Raw genomic sequence first — 17562 nt, forward strand, 5'->3', positions numbered from 1 at the left:
AATATACGGCGTGCATTTTGGCCGGTCAGGCACCTTGCATCGTATCTCAGTTGTCAGCCTGCCCGCCTGTCTCGCCGGACAGTTTGCTGTGCTTATAACCGTACAGCACATACACGCCTAATCCGAAAATCATCCAAACGACGAAGGCGATCCAAGTGATCCGGGGCAGGCTGACCAGCAAATAGCCGCAGGTTAACACGGCCAGCAGCGGGATCAGGGGCACCAGCGGCACTTTGAACGAACGGGGCAGATCCGGACGGGTCCGGCGCAAAATGACAACCCCAAGCGATACCGTAATAAAAGCAAAAAGCGTGCCGATGCTGACCAAGTCGGCGAGTCTGCCGAGCGGAACCAGACCGGCTAACACCGCGACCACAATGCCGGTCGTCCAGGTGCTGACGGAGGGGACCCCGGTCCGGGGGTGAAGCCGGGCCAGCCTTCCGGGAAGCAAGCCGTCCCGCCCGATCGCGTACAGCAGCCGGCTTTGGCCGAACAGCAGCACAAACAGCACGGTCGTTATGCCGACGATGGCCCCCAGCGAAATAAACCCGGCCGCCCAGTTCTGGTCGATGTACTGCAGGGCGAAGGCGACTGGATTTTTGACGTTCAGCTGCGAATACGGAACGATCCCGGTAAGCACCGCCGTGACGAGGACGTACAGCAGCGAGCAGATCGCCAGCGACCAAAGGATGCCGCGCGGCAGATCCTTCTGCGGATTCCGCACCTCCTCAGCGGCCGTGGCGACGGCATCAAAGCCCAGATAGGAAAGGAAGGCCGTCGCCGCCCCAGTAACGACGCCGCTGAATCCGAACGGCATAAACGGCGTCCAGTTGCCCGGCTTCACGTAAAAGGCGCCGACGACGGCAAACAGCACGATCACGGCGATTTTGACAATGACCATAATCGAGTTCAGCCGTGACGACTCTTTCGATCCGCGGGATACGATAAACGTGAGCAGCAGCACGATCAAAATGGCGGGAACGTCGACATAGGTCCCGGCTTTAGGATCGAAGGCGCTGCTCAGCGCGTGCGGCAGGTTAATGCCAAACCCGGCGGCCAGGCCCTGAAAATACCCCGACCAGCCGCTCGCCACCATGGAAGCGGCAAAGCCGTATTCCAACATCATATCCCAGCCGAGGATCCAGGCGACGATTTCCCCGAAGGTGGCGTAGCTATAGGTGTAGGCGCTCCCCGACACGGGGACCATCGAAGCGAATTCGGCATAACACAGGGCGCAAAAGGCGCAGATGATCCCGGCCAGAATAAAGGAAAGGATAAGTCCCGGTCCGGCATGCTGCGCCGCCGCAACGCCGGTGAGGACGAAGATGCCTGTACCCACAACGCATCCGATGCCAAGCATGGTTAAATCAAACACGCCAAGCTCCTTTTTGAGCGTGGAGCCGGCCGCTTTTTTCTCCGCAAGCATGGAGGTTATCGATTTTTTTCTGAATAAATGCATTAGGTTCTGTCCCCTAATTCAAATTTGCGAAACACATCAGGCAATTATAACGTCCCGGGTTCGGTACGGACAAGTTCAAATATCACAGATTATTCCATTTAATTACAAAAATTTTAGGGATTAATATCCGTTAACTCCCGCTGCGCAAACCGGATCCACTCCCTCGTCGCAAAGGACAAGTAGCGGTCGTCCCGCCAGACGATGCCCAGCTTCCAGGGGATGATCGGCTTCACCAGCGAAATGATCCTTACGCGCTCGTCATCCACCTCGCGGCAGATCGTTTCCGGCAGCAGCGTAATGCCGAAGCCGACCGCGACCATTTCGCTGATGAGGTCCCACTGCGAGCTCTCATAAATCACATGAGGCTGGAACCCGGCCCTGGCGCATTCGTTGATGATCCGGTCATGCAGCGTAAAATCCTCCCGGAACAGGACGAACCCGTCCTGGGACAGCTCGGACAATTCCGCCGCCTTCCGCTCCGCAAGCGGGTGGGATGGGTGCACGACCAGGTTGAGCTTCTCTTCCACGAACGGAAAGCTGCTTAACTCCTCCGCCGTCGCCGGCAGCACAATGACACCGACATCAAGCGCCCCGCCGACCACATCCGACTCCACCTTTTTGGCCCCGTCCTCAAACAGCTGGATCGTAATGTCCGGATATTTTTGATGAAATTGCCCGATCACCTTCGGAAAAAAACTGGCACCCACCATCGGCGGAAGCCCGATCCGGATATGCCCTTTTTTCAAATTCCGCAGGTCGTCCAACTCCGCCATCAGGTTTTGGAACGAGGTGACGATTTGCTGTGCTTGTCCTACGATAATTTGACCGGCATCGGTGAGCTCGATTTTTTTGCCGACCCGGTCGAACAAAACAACGCCTAACTCGTCCTCCATGCTTTTGATCGTTTTGCTGATGGTTGGCTGGGTAATATACAGCGCCTCGGCCGCTTTCGTAAAGCTTTTGAGACGGGCAACCTCGATCAAATATTGCATTTGCCGAATGTCCAAATTTCAGCCTCTCCTTTCAGATTTCTATCGATAACCAATTGGAATGTTATTCATTCAGTATATTCATTTTACTCATGAAAACAATCAGTGTAGTATTTTCATTACCAATGATGCAGAAAACGACGGAAAGGGGCTGCGATTTACCATGAACACGATGAAAACGATAGGCAAGGGCGTGTTTCAAGTAGCGATATTATTTTTATTTACCTTTGCCATGAACGAAATCGCGAAATTGCTCCATCTGCCGATTCCCGGTTCGATTTTGGGCATCTTCGTATTGTTTACCTTATTAAAAACCAACATCGTCAAGCTGGCGTGGATCGAACAAGGCGCAAACTGGCTGCTTGCCGAGCTGCTGCTGTTCTTTATTCCGTCCGCCGTTGGCATCATGAAATATATGCCGCTGCTGGAAAGTGAAGGCGTGCGGATTTTGATCGTCGTCATTTTCAGCACCTTGATCGTCATGATCAGCTCGGGGCTTGTCGCCTCCCGCATTTCCAAACGAAAGGAGCATCAGAGCTCATGATCGCCGGTTTGCTTAGTCTTGTTTTTACATTGGTGATCTATTACCTGGCCAAACGGCTGTATAAAATCCGGCCTAAAGTTTATTTGTCCCCGCTGCTGATTACGCCGCTGTTTCTGGTCATCGGCCTGATGTGGGCGCAAATTCCTTACGAAACTTACCAGGCCGGGGGAAAATGGCTCAGCACGATGCTGCAGCCGGCCACAGTCGCTTTTGCCGTGCCGCTTTACAAATATTACAATGTCCTGAAAAAACATGCGGTGGAAATTCTCATCAGCGTGCTGACCGGTTCGGTGGTGGCGATGTTCTCTTCGGCCTTCCTGGCCGAGTGGCTGCATCTGGACAACGATCTGATCACGAGTCTCATCCCCCGTTCGATCACGACGCCGATCGCCATGAACGTCTCCCAAGTCATCGGCGGCGTGCCCAATATCACAGCCGTCTTCGTCATTATTACCGGACTGCTCGGAACGATGCTCGGGCCGCTGGTCGTGAAGCTGTTCCGCATCGAAAACGAAGTGGCCCGCGGCGTATTGTTCGGCACAAGCGCTCACGGGACCGGAACGTCCAAAGCGTTTGAGCTGAGCTCGCTGACCGGCACGATCTCCAGCATCTCCATGATTTTGGCCGCCTTGTTCACGTTGGGCGTGGCCCCGATGCTGATCACGCTGCTGCAATAACCTTAGGTTCCTCCGAATTCAACATATAGATTTCTCTTGAACCTTCGCCTTGGCCCTTTGCCTTGGCGGGGGTATTTTTATGGGCAGCAAAGCCCCTCGGTCTTCGCGGCTGCCGGCTTTCCCTGTTTATGCAGTTCCAGAATTTGGACGGTTTTATTTCGAACTGTACTTGTAATACTAACAGTTAGGCTTTATACTGTGATCGAGATCATTTTATAAAGAAAGGATGATTTTGGATATGAGTACGGCAGAGACAGTAAATCTAAACGATTTTTATACGGTACTTCGAGAAAGACATTCGGTTCGTGCATACGACCCAGCGGTGAAAATCCCCCGGGAAGAACTGAAGGAAATGCTGGAGCTTTCGCTTTCCGCTCCTTCCTCCTCGAACTTGCAGCCTTGGCGGTTTTTGGTGATCGATGAAGACGAGCTGAAGCAAAAGCTGCTGCCGATCGCCAACAATCAGCAGCAGGTCGTGGAAGCTTCCGCCATAATCGCGGTGCTCGGCGATCTGAAATCCTACGAGCAGGCTGATGCGATTTACAGCCAGGCCGTAGCGATGGGCGCGATGACAGAAGAGGTAAAAAGCAATTTCGTCGAACGTTTGCAGCAAATGTATGGCGGTTTGGGAGACGAGCGGCTCCATCAGATCAACTTGCTCGACGCCGGCCTGATCTCCATGCAGCTGATGCTGATCGCCAAAGCGAAAGGCTACGACACCGTACCGATGGGCGGCTATAACCCGGAAAAATTCGCCGAGGTTTTCAAGGTTCCTGAAACGCTTAAACCGATTGTCCTCATCGCCATCGGCAAAGCGGCCAAACCGGCTCACGCCACACCACGCTTGGGCATAGATCAAGTGACGTCCTGGAACTCGTTCCAATCCTAATAAGACAAAAAGCGGAGGAAACCGAAAAGTTCTTCCGCTTTTTTTCATGCCTCGGATCAACCGCCCTCCTTTTTTCGAAATTCCTAATCGGTGCGGCCGTCGTTTTGCGCATACTATATCCGGCACTTGCCTTTTTTCTGCAAAAATCCCCGGCTTAAGCGGCCGCACGGCGAGTTGATCTCAATTGATCATGAAGTTGATCTATATTTAGCTTTGTTTAAAGCTGACATAGATATTACAATTAGGGTCATAAAAATCGTGAAAAGTAGAACATGTTTTTAGGGAGAAAGGGTGGATCCAAGTGACGATTACACAGCAAAACGAGGCTTTGGAGCAAGCGCGCCGTTACGTGGCTGAAGTTTATGAAACCGTGCAAAAACGCAATCCGGGAGAACACGAATTCCATCAAGCGGTGAAGGAGATTTTGGATTCGCTGATTCCGGTGTTTGCCAAACATCCGAAGTATCAGGAAAGCGGCATCCTCGAAAGAATCGTGGAGCCGGAGCGTTTGATCAGCTTCCGCGTGCCGTGGGTGGACGATCAAGGCAAAGTGCAGGTTAACCGCGGTTTCCGTGTTCAATTCAACAGCGCGATCGGGCCTTATAAAGGCGGGCTTCGTTTCCATCCGTCGGTAAATGCCAGCATCATTAAATTCCTCGGATTCGAACAAATTTTCAAAAATTCCCTGACCGGCTTGCCGATCGGCGGCGGGAAAGGCGGCTCGGACTTCGATCCCAAGGGCAAATCGGAGCTGGAGGTCATGAGATTCACCCAAAGCTTTATGACTGAGCTGGCCAAATACATCGGTCCCGACATGGATGTGCCCGCCGGAGATATCGGCGTAGGAGGACGGGAAATCGGCTACATGTTCGGACAATACAAACGCCTTTACGGCAGCGAAACCGGCGTGTTGACGGGGAAAGGCCTGACGTACGGCGGCAGCCTGACGCGCACCGAAGCAACCGGATACGGTCTGGTGTACTTCACGGCGGAAATGCTGGCAAGCAAAGGCGAAACCTTTGAAGGCAAAACAGTCGTCGTTTCTGGTTCTGGCAATGTTTCGATTTATGCCATCGAAAAAGCGCAGCAGCTCGGAGCCAAGGTGGTCGCTTGCAGCGATTCGAACGGTTACGTATATGATCCGAACGGCATCGACCTGAAAACGGTCAAACGGTTGAAGGAAGTGGAAAGAAAACGGATCAAGGAATATGTGAACGAACATCCGGGCGCCGAATATCATGAGGGCTGCCAAAACATCTGGAGCATCGCTTGCGATATCGCCCTGCCATGTGCGACGCAAAACGAAATCGATGAAGCTGCGGCGAAGCAGCTTGTCGCCGGGGGCGTGAAATTCGTCGCCGAAGGCGCCAACATGCCTTCAACGCTGGAAGCGATCGAGGTATATTTGAACAGCGGAGTTTACTTCGGTCCGGCCAAAGCGGCCAATGCCGGCGGCGTTGCCGTCTCCGCCCTGGAAATGGCGCAAAACAGCGCGCGTTTGTCCTGGACCTTCGAGGAAGTGGACGCCAAACTCAAAGGCATCATGAAAAATATTTATGGTAATAGCGTAAAAGCGGCCGAAGAGTTCGGGCATCCCGGAAACCTGGTGGTCGGCTCCAATATCGCCGGTTTCCTGAAAGTCGCCGACGCGATGCTGGCGCACGGGATTGTTTAATTAAGATAAAAACCAAAAACCGTCCGGGATTCGGACGGTTTTTGGTTTTGGCCGTTCGCCGCCCCCTAGCAACCGGACTCGACACCCATTCTAACCCCGTAACGGACTGAGATGACGCTATCTGCTTATTTCTCGGCTATTTCCCAAGCTAACGGACACGACGGACGTTATTCAGCTCCAAACGCACCCAACAGGTCCAATTCATCGTGAATAAGGTACGTGGTGTCCGTTACACTTTGAAAACTGTTGATTTTGCCGAAATAAGGTCGCTCATGTCCGTTAGAATCCTGAACCCCTGCACCTGGAGTGGAGTATGACTTCCGCCAATAGTGCCAGTAGCACCGACAAGCATACTTCCCCCCCGCTTCATCTCAAAAAAGCGCCCGACTCTTAAGTCCCGGGCGCTTTCTTTCGTCAAAGCCCGGCTAAATTAATAAGCCAAGGCGTCCAAAGCTTTAATGTGCGACAAATAGCGGATATTGCTCGCTTCTTTCATCATTGTAGCCGTCATGCCGCGCAGCTTGGTGTTGTTCGCGCCGATCGTCGCTACGGCGTCCTTGCGGCCAAGGCTGGCCAGCGTACCGGAGTTGACTGGTTCGAACCCTTCCATCTTCTTGCTGCGCAGGAATGCGAACAAATTGTAGCCGGTCAGCTCGCCCATTTGCCAGGCGATTTGCGCCGTTGGCGGATACGGGCGGCCGTCAGGTCCCATAAATACCGCGCTGTCGCCAACAACAAACACGTCCGGATGGGAAACGGATTGCAGGAATTCGTTGACGGAAGCGCGTCCGCGGTTTACTTCCAAACCGGACTCGCCTACCAGCGGATTGCCTTGCACGCCGCCGGTCCAGACGAAGGTGTTGGCCACGATTTTTTGGCCGTCCTTCAAATCGATCGCATTGCCTGCCACGTTCGTCACCGGTAATCCGGTCAAAAATTTCACGCCGCGTTTTTCCAAGCTCGCCGTCGCCCGTTCGATCAAGTCATCCGGAAGTACCGGCAAAATTTTCGGACCCGCTTCAACAAGCAGCAGCTTGATCGCTTCGCGGTCCACGCCGTATTTCTTCGTCAGCTTCGGCAGTTGGTCGGCGATTTCCCCAACCAGCTCGACGCCGGTCAAACCGCCGCCGCCGATCAGGATCGTGGCGTCCGCCTCATTGCCGGACTTGGCATATTCGCTGATCCGCTCCTCGATATGCTGGTAAATCGCGTTGGCATCGTCAGCTGATTTCAGCACCATGCTGTGCTCCTCCAGTCCCGGGATGCCGAAGTAAGCCGTTTTGCTGCCGAGCCCGACCACCAGCGCGTCATAAGTCAGGGTCGAACCGTCGGAAAGCTTAATTTCTTTATTATCTACCGAAAAGCTCTTGACCGTGGCGATACGCAGATCGATGTCTTTTCCTTTAAACAGTTTGTCCAGCGGCAGCGCCACCGCCCGCTCGGAAATGCTGCCGGCAGCCAGGCGGTGCAGCTCCGTAATAATCTGATGCGTCGGATATTGGTTAACCACCGTCACCTGTGCTTCCGATCTGTCCATATATTTGCGAACGGTCAAGGCAGTAAGCACACCGCCGTAACCGGCACCTAAAATTACAATTTCTTTAGCCATGGTTGTTGTCCTCCGTTATTTTTGTTGACTGTCCCGTGCACCAGAGACTTGAAGATAGGCGTTTACAAAGCGAAACAGCTTCTGCGCCTGCGGATCCTTGAGCATTTTAAGCAGACCAAACAAGCCGATAACCTCCTGGCTTTCATCAGCCCGTTCTTTGGCTTCGATGACATTGGCGGCGACGTTCTTCACCGTGCCTACCACCGGTCCGGCCACCTCTGCGAAACCGCCGATCATATCGTTTTTCAGCACTTCGTCCGTGGACAGCGATTTGAAAAAATCATACGATTTGGTCATCGCGCCGACCATTTCCGTTAATTTAGGAAGCTGCTCAACCAGCGCGTTCAAGGACTCTTGAACTTCCGGCTTCAACAGCTGCTCCAGAAGTTCACGCTCCCGCTGCCCGGCAGACAAGGCGCCGCCTTGTTCCGTCTTCGTTTCTGCAATTGTTTCTGACATTTCCGATTCTCCTTTGCAATAGGTCTTGAATGACTTGCTTGTTGCTTAGTGTTCCAACCTTTTCTTTCTCCAACCATTTTCGATTAGTGAAAAAAGGCACATCTCAACCTTCAACAGTCCCAGTAAATTGTACCACATTTTCTACAAAAAAGGACCCTGAAAGTGATAATTTTCACGGCCCTCGATTATTAAAAATTTTTCGGTTCGCGATGATCAAGGAAAAATATAACCTAGCGCCTGGGGCGATAGCTCCTTAAGAAACTCGTAAAACAGCTTTTCCGTCGGCGCCATCTCGCGCCCCGCCGGAACGATCACCCCAACATCCCGGGTGACCTGCGGTTCATTGATCGGCACCGTCACGATCGTCGGCGGAATCTGCTCGCTTAACGCGATTTCCGGCAGCAGCGTCAGGCCAAGACCCGCTGAGACCAGCCCCTTGATGGCATCCAGATCGTCCCCTTCAAAAGCAACCTTGGGCTGAAAACCCAAATTGGCGCAAGCCTTCACCACGATATCGCGCAGGATAAAACCTTTGGGGAACAGAACGAACACATCTTTTTTCAAATCGCTTAGTTTTAAGGAGGGCTGGTCGGCCAAGGGGTGTCCGGCGGGGAGGAGCGCCACGAATTTTTCCCGAAACAAAATTTCGCCGTTGATTTGCGGTTCCTGCTGCGGCACCGGCCCCATCACCGCCAGATTGATCTCCCCTTCGATGACCCAGTCCATCAATTCTTTGTACGAGCCGTGCTGCAGTTGAAAATGCACGTACGGGTACTTTTTGCGGAAAGCCGAAACAACCGCCGGAACCATCCGTGCCGCCAAGCTGCTGGGGAAGCCGATGCGCACGGTCCCCCGCTCGGGATCCAAATACTCTTCGATTCCCTGACGGGCATGGTCGATGACTTTCATCAAATGCTCCATATGGCTTAGAAACTGCCTTCCGATCGGCGTCAGCTTGACCTTGCGCCCTTCATGGATAAACAAGTCCACGCCCAACTCCGCTTCCAGCTTGAAAATCTGCCGGCTTACCGCCGACTGCGAAACGTGCAGAGCGTACGAAGCCTCCGTCACATGCTCAAGTTTGGCCACTTCGATGAAGTATTGGATTTGCCTCAGTTCCATGCCACACCCTCCCTATTCCAGACGCCTCCAGAAAAGCCGAATCCACGCGTTTCGTGATACAGCCTTCTCTTTGGCCGTCAGCAGCCTTTGACGTTGTTGCCCAGCGCTATCCCTTACATTCCGTGTAAATATATTAATCTCCATTATATAAGGGAAGTGTCTGAAACGGAAGTATAGACTTCAGGAAATGGAGCTGGAAATATAAAGAAAATGGCTGCATGATTTACAGGCATATAAAGCAGGCTAGGCTGCCCAAGAAACTCTGGCGAATTCCAGCAAAAAACATAAGAGCAAAAAAGGCTCAAAACCGAGATCAGTGCGACGTAATAAATTATGATTTTGACTCTATCGATTCCAGGATGCCGGACTGAGGTGGCTGAGGTAAGTGGTTGCGGTGGCTGTCTATAGCGTTCGTGTCCTGGTGTCTCTGCATGCTGCCTTGCACGATTATCCCTTTCTTTAAGGGGGGCAGGGGGCGGGGGCTAGTGTACGGGCTAAAGAAAGAAAAGAGATAAGAAAAAAATGAGCGGTTTAGGTGAGATTTTTGGCTTGATAAGGGAACATACGTTTGGTATAATAAAGGAGGGCGAACGTTTGTACGTAAATTCTTGATTCGGGAGGTGAGCGGATATGGAAGCCAATGCGGGAACGGAATTTCAACCATTCAGCAGCCGTTACCATAGCGAGCAGGACTGCATGGAGGCGCTAATCGCGATGAAGTGGCCAAACGGCTTCGTCTGCCCGCGCTGCGATCACACCCGGTGCAGCCGTCTGACCTCCCGGCATATCCCCTTGTTCGAGTGCGGAAAGTGCAAGCATCAAACGTCGGCTTTGGTCGGTACGATTTTTGAAAGAACGCATCTGCCCCTGCTCAAGTGGTTCAAGGCCCTGGATTTATTTCTGCTTGAGGACGGTATCTCGGCGATGCGGCTGAGCCAGGTGATTGAGGTCACCTACAAGACCGCCTGGTTAATACTGCACAAAATACGCCATGCCGTCGGGGAATTCGATGCCCGAGATCTACTTTGCGGAGACGTGAAGGTGAACAGTGATATGTATGGGCGTAACCCGTCCCGGTGTCAGCTTTCGCATCCATATGCCACGGCGGTCGTAGCGGGATGCACGGTCACGGAGTCGGGCGAGCCGGAGCAGGTCAAAATCCGTCTGGTGCCACATAAGAGAGGAGACGGAAAAAGGGCAAACCGTCTCGAACTCGCTGCGTTCATCAACGGGCATGTGGATGTCCGTACATCGGCGGTACAGTCGTTCCCTTTAGCCTTTCGGCTGTATGCGCCTTTGCGGAAAGTGGTGAGAGAGGCGTGGGAATCGCTAAAGAGTACATATATAGCCTTGGGACTGAAGCATCTGCAGGCGTACCTAAACGAGTATACCGGACGCCGCCGGCTGCGCCTGTCCGGAGCGGAAGAAACGATGCAGCAGAAGTTGCTGCGCATGTGTGTGGCGATTCCGGCGATCCCCTACCGCCGACTGATCGCGCGCCATCCGAACCAGCCCCTTGCGGCTGCAGCCTGATCACGATTTTTTCATTTTTCTCGGTGTCTTGCCCCCATCCCTTCCGTCTGGTCTGCTTCACTTCTCCTAAACCCCCTCCTCCCAAACTTGTCTAAAAATCTCGAACATGTATGCTTATCCTTAATACATCTTCTTATCCAAAACATATCTTCTTCTCCTAAACATGTCTGCTTCTCCTAAACATGTCTGCTTCTTCTAAATTTATCTTCTTCTCTGCTTCCTGATCAAACGGGATAATCGTGCAAAGCGTCCGGCCAGCGGATGTTGATCCTGCCGACCAACCCACCGGCCTTCCCTGTCCTCAAGCTTTCAACGCCCTTCCGATATTTCTTGCCACGATCGGTTGCCGGCTTGACTGTTCAAGCACTGATTAGCCACCCCTTGAGTTAGCCAACATTCTAACGGTTGTTTAATCCTCCGGCCGGTCCAACCGATATAGATTGCGGTAGCGCGGTTCGGACTTGAGCAGTTCGGCGTGAGTGCCCCGCATCAGGATGCGGCCATGCTCCATAAAAATGATCTCATCCATTTTCTCCGCCCCAACCAGATGATGGGTCACCCAAATCAGCGTTTTGCCCTGCGTAGTGCGGAAGATCGCCGACAGCAGCTCGCGCTCCGTACGCGGATCGAGCCCTACGGTCAGCTCATCAAGAATGAGCACAGGCGTGTCCTGCAGCAAGATCCGCGCCAGCGCCACGCGCTGCCGTTCGCCGCCGGAGAAACGCTGGCCCGTTTCGCGCATCGGCGTATTTAGGCCCTCCGGCAGCGCCGCGATCAGCGGGCCCAGCTGCGCAGCTTGCGCGGCCCGGCGGATCTCCTCGTCAGCGGCCTCCGGCCGGGCGAGCCGAATGTTGTTCGCCACCGTCGTGTCGAACAGGTGGGGGCTTTGATTCAGGACGGACACGTACTCCGGCATCCGTTCGCCTAAGGCCGCGGCGGGGATGCCGTTAAACGTCACCGTCCCTTCGCTGGGGGCAAGCGCCCCCTGAACCAGCTTCAGCAGCGTCGACTTGCCCGCACCGCTGCGGCCTATCACGGCAACCCGCTTGCCCTGCGGGATGTCCAGCGACACGCCGTCCACGGAATTGGCGTCGTTCGCCGCATACGCGAAGCGCACGCTCTGCAGCCGAATATGGACGGCTTGAGCGGCTTGCCGAGCCGTGTCGCGGCCGGCCGCGGATACGGCGTCAGCCCCAACAGCCGCAGCCGCAGCCGCGCTCGAGCCGTCCTCGATCCGCGCCAGGCGGGCCAGCGACACGCCGTACTGCGGGATGCGCTCCACCGCGTCCGAGACGGGCAAAAACGCATCCGCCAGCGGAAACACGATCAGCACGAACGCGGCGATCAACGTGGCGTCAATCTGCCCGGCCGCGGCCTGTCCGCCGGCCCAGTACACCATCGACACGACGGCGAAGCCGACGACCGACTGGCCGATCAGGCTCCGCCAGCGCGCCCACGCCCGCAGCTTGCGGTCTTTGCGGGCCACGGCCGCCTCATCCCGCTCGTACGAGGCCAGGAATTCGTTCGCCCGGCCGCTGATAACCCAATCGCCGATGCCCATAACGGCGTCGGTCAAGGTCCGGTACAACCCATTACGCTCGCGTTTGACCTCCTCATTGGTCCGCCGGGTCAGCCGCAGCGTCACATAGGGCAGTATGGCCACCAGAACAAAAATGTACCCCGCCAGCAGCAAAGCGAACGTCATATCGAAAAATCCCATCGCGATCACAGCCGCAGCATACAAAATCAAAGCGACCAGGCTCGGGAACACGGTGCGGATATATACGTTCTGCAGCTGTTCGATATCGTCGGCCAGCGCTCCGAGTATGTCCCCCGTCCGATAGCGGGAGCGGATAAACAAGGCCTGGGGTTCCAAAATCCGGTACAGGCGCACCCGCATCCGGGCCAAAATCCGCAGCACCGTGTCATGGCCGACCAGCCGCTCGACATAGTGGATGACCGCCCGGCCGATCCCAAATGTGCGCACGCCAACGATCGGCACGTACACCAGCAAAATATTGTAAGGCTGCAACGCTGACTTTGAGATCAGAAAACCGGAGGTGAACATCAGCATGCCGGCGGAAAGCAGCGTAAGCACGCCGAGGAGCAAATAAAGGACAAACCGTCCGCTGTATATGCGAAAATAAGGGCCAATCCAAGACTCCCGCTTCATCCGATCTCCTCCCGCTGCGCCGCAACCATGCGGTAATAAGCGCCTCGTTTCTTCATCAACTCGTCATGCGTTCCCGTCTCCGCCACCCGGCCCTGCTCCATCACGATGATGCGATCCATCTGCCGCATCCAATGCAACCGGTGCGTCGCCAGCAATACGAGCTTCCCTTCAAACAAAGGCAGCATCGTTTCCTTCAACTCGTATTCCGTCTCGATGTCCAAATGGGCCGTCGGCTCGTCAAGCAAAATGATCGGCCGCCTGCTGACTAAAGCCCGGGCCAGCGCCACACGCTGCTCCTGGCCGCCGCTCAGCGTCCGCCCGCCGCCGCCGATCGGCTCGTCCAGCCCGCCGGGCAAGCTGCGCGCCAATTCCCCGAGCCCGGCCGCCACCGCCGCCCGCTCCACGTCCCCGCGTGCCGCCCCGGGCGCATGGAAGCTTATGTTATCGGCCAAGCTGCCGCTAAAAATATACGGACGCTGCGGAATATAAGTGATTTGCTCCCGCCAGCCCGCGGCCGTCAAATCACCCAGCGCGCTGCCGTTCAGCTCAAAGCTGCCGGACGACGGCCGCAAAAACCCGCCGAACACGTCGATCAGCGTCGACTTTCCGGCCCCGCTTTCGCCGATGATGCCGATTTTGCCCATGCCGCGAAGCGACAGCCGGACGTCCTCCAGCGAGGCCTTGGCCTCCCGCTCATGGATTACGCCCACGCCATGCAAGGCCAGCGTACTGTCCGGCGTCCACGCCCAGGCCACGCCTTCCGGCACCTGTGCCGCCTTGGACGCCTCCTCCTCCGCTGCCGTGATGATCGCCTGCATCGCCTCGCCCGCTTCCTTCCCGTCCAGGGTGGCGTGGAAGTCCGCCCCGACCATCCGCACCGGCAAAAAATACTCCGGCGCCAAAATCAGCACGGTCAACGCGGGCAGCAGCACCATTTCCCCGTTCACCAGCCGCAGCCCAAGGCTGACCGCCACCGAAGCGACCGATAGCATCGTAAAGAAGTCGAGCGCAAACGAGGACAAAAAGGCCACCCGCAGCGTGCGCATCGTTGCCGAGCGATAGGAATCGCTCACCCGGGCGATCGATTGCTGATGCGATTTGCTGCGCCCGAGGAATTTTAGCGTCTCCAGGCCGCGCAGCGAATCGACGAAATGGTTCGCCAGCACGCGGTACGATTTAAGCTGCCGCTCCGTTTGCTTTCGCGCCGCCAGCCCGAGCAAAATCATAAACGCGATCAAAATCGGCATCGTAATCGTCAGGATGATCCCGGAAGCGAGATCCAGCTTATACACGTAAGCCAAAATCAGCACCGGCGTCAGCCCGGTCGCCAGCATCCGCGGCAGAAACAGCTCCAGGTAATTGCGGAATTTGGTGACGCCCTCCAGCACCAGGGTCACCAGATTTCCCGTGCCCTCAGTCCCGGTGAACCGCAGACCCAACTGGAACAGCTTCTCCAGCACCTGCCCCCGCAGGTCCCGCCCCGTCTCTTCCGCAAAGCGGTAGGCCGTCTTCTGCATCGTCAGCGCGCAAATTTGCCGCACTATAAAAGCAAGCAGGAACAAACCGGCCCCGCCGGCTTGTTCCTGCAGCTTGGCGCCGGCAAACAGGGCGGAGACGATCTCCGCCAGCCATTTAGCCTGCCCGATGATAGCTATGCTCTGAAGCAGGGTCAGCAGGGCCATGATCGCCATGACCGGCCGCACCCCTGGAAATTTCATCAAACCGCGTCCCATTAATATTCCAAATGCTCCTTCTCGTGTACGCGTTTATGGAAAACGAAATAACTCCAAATTTGATATCCCAGCACAAACGGCAGCAAAGTTAATGCCACGATCGTCATGACCTTCAGCGAGTATGCCCCGGAAGCCGCGTTCTGGATCGTCAGCGAAAACGTCTCGCTGATCGAGCTGACCATGACGCGCGGGAACAACCCGATAAACACCGCCGCGATCGAAAGGGCGATCATCGTTCCGGTCATGCCAAACGCCCAGCCGTCTTTGTGCTTGGAGATAAACCATCCCCCCAGCACAAAGGCGATAACGCCGAGCACCCCTACCAGCCCGAGCACCAAGCCGCGAACCTGGAACACGTCCGTCTGGAAGTACGTCAATACGCCAAACAGGACAAACAACACCGCGAGCGGAATCAACAGCTTGCCCGCCAGCTTGCGGGCCCGCTCCTGCAAACTCCCCGTCGTGCGCAGCGAGGCGAACAGCAGGCCGTGCACAAGGCACAGCATGACGACCGTAATGCCGCCAACCAGCGTGTAGATGTTCACCATATCGAACAGGCCGGCCTTCATTTCCATGTCCCCGTCGATCGGCAGGCCTTTCATCAGACCCGCGAACACTACGCCGAGCAGGAACGGAGGCAGCAGGCTGCCGAGGAAGATCGCGCCGTCCCAGGTCGACTTCCATTTTTCGTTGCCGACCTTGCCGCGGAATTCAAACGCAACCCCCCGGGCGATCAGCGCCAGCAGCAGCACGACGAGCGGGGTGTAATATCCGCTGAACATCGTGGCGTACCAGTTGGGGAAAGCGGCGAACATGGCGCCGCCCGCCGTCAGCAGCCAAACCTCGTTGGCATCCCAGAACGGTCCGATCGAGTTGATCAGAACCCGGCGCTCCATATCATTTTTTGCCAAAAACCGGGTGCTCATTCCGATACCGAAATCAAAACCTTCCAAAAAGAAGAAACCGATGAACAACACCGCGACAAGGATAAACCACAGCTCATTAAGAGACAGCATGATAACCCTCCTTACCGAATGGATCCGTCGAATGGTCGGCACCGGCGCCGTCCTCATTCGGCCCTTTCTTGATAACCTTAACGAACAGGTAGGCCATCACCGCTCCAAGCACCGCGTAAATCAGCGTAAACGCGATCAGGGAGAACAAAATTTGCCCGCCGGTGACGCTCGGCGATACGCTGTCCTTCGTCTGCATCAGGCCGAATACCGTCCACGGCTGACGGCCGATTTCCGTCATGATCCAGCCGGACGTATTGGCGATAAACGGCAGCGAGATCGACCACAACATCGCGCGGTAAAACCATTTGTTCGGACGGTCCAGCTTTTTGCGCCAAGCCAGATACGTACCGTAAAGTCCAAGCAGGATCATCAGACAGCCGGCGGCGATCATGATCCGGAAGCTCCAGAAGGTCGTCCGCACTGGCGGAATATAATCCCCAGGCCCATATGATTGTTCATATTCGCTCTGAAGCTCGTGCATTCCTTTTACTTCGCCGGAAAATTTACTGTAAGACAGGAAGCTGAGCAGATAAGGGATTTTGATTTCAAAATCGTTTTTCCCGCTGCCCGAATCAATGTGCGCGTACAGCGTCCAAGGTGCAGGGTCGCCGGATTTGCCCCAAAGGCCTTCGGATGCGGCCATTTTCATCGGCTGCGTTTTGACCAGATACTGCGCTTGCTGGTGACCGAACAGCGCCGTGCCGAACGAAGCGATTAAAGCAATGATGATGCCGACCGTAAACGATTTTTTGAAAAAGGACGTATCCTGGCGTTTCAGCAGCTTATACGCACTGACCCCGGCGATCATAAACGCGCCCGTGGCAAACGCGCCAAGCACGGTATGCGGGAATTCCACCCACAGCTGCCCGTTGCCGATCAACGCGAAGAAGTCGTTCATTTCCGCCCGGCCGTTGTTAATTTCAAAACCAACCGGTCTTTGCATAAACGAGTTGGCCGCCAAAATCCAGAACGCCGATACCGTCGTCCCCAAAGCCACCAGCCAAATGCACAGCAGATGCACTTTCTTGGACAAGCGATCCCATCCGAAGATCCACAGTCCGATAAAGGTCGATTCCATAAAGAAGGCGAACAGCGCTTCAACCGCGAGCGGCGCGCCGAACACATCCCCTACGAACCGTGAGTAATCCGACCAGTTCATGCCGAACTGGAATTCCTGGAGAATCCCCGTTACAACCCCGACCGCAAAGTTGATCAGGAACAGTTTGCCCCAGAACTTGGCCATCCGTTTGTATTCTTCTTTCCCCTTCACGACATACATCGTTTCCATGATCGCGATGAGCAGCACCAGACCGATGGACAGAGGCACAAAGAAGAAATGGAAAATCGTCGTCACCGCAAACTGAAGGCGTGCAAGCAGAATCGGATCCAACATTTCATCCCCTACTTTCGAATAATTATTATCTAATGTGAATTCTAGCACTCATTGATGAAAACAAACGCTGTAAAATGTAATAATTTTGTGACGGAAATCACATGATGTATGTCACAAAGGCGAATGAAGGCCCGTAAACCCGCTCCATTGCTCGTTTTTTTGCTGGGAGTTTATTTTTGACATTCCTGTGACATACTTGTCGCACTTTTATTTTTGGAAAAAGGTTGCGCCATAGATGGTTTTGATTGATAATAATAATCATTATCATAATGATGGAAAGAGTTGTGGAGG

Annotated in this window: 14 protein-coding genes; 5 read left to right on the forward strand and 9 right to left on the reverse strand. The window is 54.9% G+C overall.

Going from position 1 to position 17562, the window contains the following annotated elements:
- Window positions 1–46 precede the first annotated feature (46 nt).
- Complete coding sequence (locus tag ACLD72_RS13230; protein ID WP_410995644.1) at window positions 47–1459, reverse strand: amino acid permease; 1413 nt, start codon at window positions 1457–1459, stop codon at window positions 47–49.
- 113 nt (window positions 1460–1572) lie between these two features.
- Entirely contained in the window at window positions 1573–2466 is an 894-nt protein-coding gene (gene cidR, locus ACLD72_RS13235) for a cidABC operon transcriptional activator CidR (protein WP_410995643.1), read from the reverse strand.
- 154 nt (window positions 2467–2620) lie between these two features.
- On the opposite strand from cidR, the gene ACLD72_RS13240 reads away from it, so the two are divergent.
- From ACLD72_RS13240 to gdhA, 4 genes are all read left to right on the forward strand, one after another.
- Entirely contained in the window at window positions 2621–2992 is a 372-nt protein-coding gene (locus ACLD72_RS13240) for a CidA/LrgA family protein (RefSeq protein WP_410995692.1), read from the forward strand.
- A complete protein-coding gene (locus ACLD72_RS13245; RefSeq protein WP_128630392.1) occupies window positions 2989–3669 on the forward strand; it encodes a CidB/LrgB family autolysis modulator in 681 nt (226 codons plus the stop codon). Before ACLD72_RS13240 ends, ACLD72_RS13245 begins: the two co-directional genes overlap by 4 nt.
- A gap of 238 nt (window positions 3670–3907) precedes the next feature.
- Window positions 3908–4558, forward strand: coding sequence for a nitroreductase family protein (locus ACLD72_RS13250; RefSeq protein ID WP_410995642.1), 651 nt, complete (start codon window positions 3908–3910; stop codon window positions 4556–4558).
- Between the two features lie 301 nt (window positions 4559–4859).
- Window positions 4860–6233 (forward strand): NADP-specific glutamate dehydrogenase, encoded by a 1374-nt coding sequence (gdhA, locus tag ACLD72_RS13255; RefSeq protein WP_410995641.1) that lies wholly within the window; start codon window positions 4860–4862, stop codon window positions 6231–6233.
- Window positions 6234–6663: 430 nt separating this feature from the next.
- Here the strand turns inward: gdhA and ACLD72_RS13260 are convergent, their stop codons facing one another.
- The 3 genes from ACLD72_RS13260 to ACLD72_RS13270 all read right to left on the reverse strand — a co-directional run bounded on the left by ACLD72_RS13260 (window position 6664) and on the right by ACLD72_RS13270 (window position 9423).
- Complete coding sequence (locus ACLD72_RS13260) at window positions 6664–7842, reverse strand: NAD(P)/FAD-dependent oxidoreductase (protein WP_251591727.1); 1179 nt, start codon at window positions 7840–7842, stop codon at window positions 6664–6666.
- A 15-nt stretch (window positions 7843–7857) separates the two neighbouring features.
- A complete protein-coding gene (locus ACLD72_RS13265) occupies window positions 7858–8301 on the reverse strand; it encodes a DUF1641 domain-containing protein (protein WP_410995640.1) in 444 nt (147 codons plus the stop codon).
- A 213-nt stretch (window positions 8302–8514) separates the two neighbouring features.
- Window positions 8515–9423, reverse strand: a complete 909-nt coding sequence (locus ACLD72_RS13270) for a LysR family transcriptional regulator (RefSeq protein WP_251591724.1) — start codon at window positions 9421–9423, stop codon at window positions 8515–8517.
- Window positions 9424–10053: 630 nt separating this feature from the next.
- Between ACLD72_RS13270 and ACLD72_RS13275 the strand changes: the two genes are divergently transcribed.
- Window positions 10054–10956 (forward strand): transposase, encoded by a 903-nt coding sequence (locus tag ACLD72_RS13275; RefSeq protein ID WP_458475807.1) that lies wholly within the window; start codon window positions 10054–10056, stop codon window positions 10954–10956.
- Between the two features lie 409 nt (window positions 10957–11365).
- Here the strand turns inward: ACLD72_RS13275 and cydC are convergent, their stop codons facing one another.
- The 4 genes from cydC to ACLD72_RS13295 are packed head-to-tail and all read right to left on the reverse strand — an operon-like array spanning window position 11366 to window position 17271.
- Window positions 11366–13129, reverse strand: coding sequence for a thiol reductant ABC exporter subunit CydC (gene cydC, locus ACLD72_RS13280; protein WP_410995639.1), 1764 nt, complete (start codon window positions 13127–13129; stop codon window positions 11366–11368).
- Entirely contained in the window at window positions 13126–14862 is a 1737-nt protein-coding gene (gene cydD / locus ACLD72_RS13285) for a thiol reductant ABC exporter subunit CydD (protein ID WP_410995638.1), read from the reverse strand. The genes cydC and cydD overlap by 4 nt, the downstream gene beginning before the upstream one ends.
- Complete coding sequence (gene cydB / locus ACLD72_RS13290) at window positions 14862–15878, reverse strand: cytochrome d ubiquinol oxidase subunit II (RefSeq protein WP_410995637.1); 1017 nt, start codon at window positions 15876–15878, stop codon at window positions 14862–14864. The genes cydD and cydB overlap by 1 nt, the downstream gene beginning before the upstream one ends.
- Window positions 15865–17271 carry a cytochrome ubiquinol oxidase subunit I gene (locus tag ACLD72_RS13295; protein WP_410995636.1) on the reverse strand — a complete coding sequence of 469 codons (1407 nt, stop codon included), beginning with the start codon at window positions 17269–17271 and terminating at the stop codon, window positions 15865–15867. The genes cydB and ACLD72_RS13295 overlap by 14 nt, the downstream gene beginning before the upstream one ends.
- Window positions 17272–17562: the final 291 nt, after the last annotated feature.

This window comes from Paenibacillus lacisediminis, from assembly GCF_046567315.2.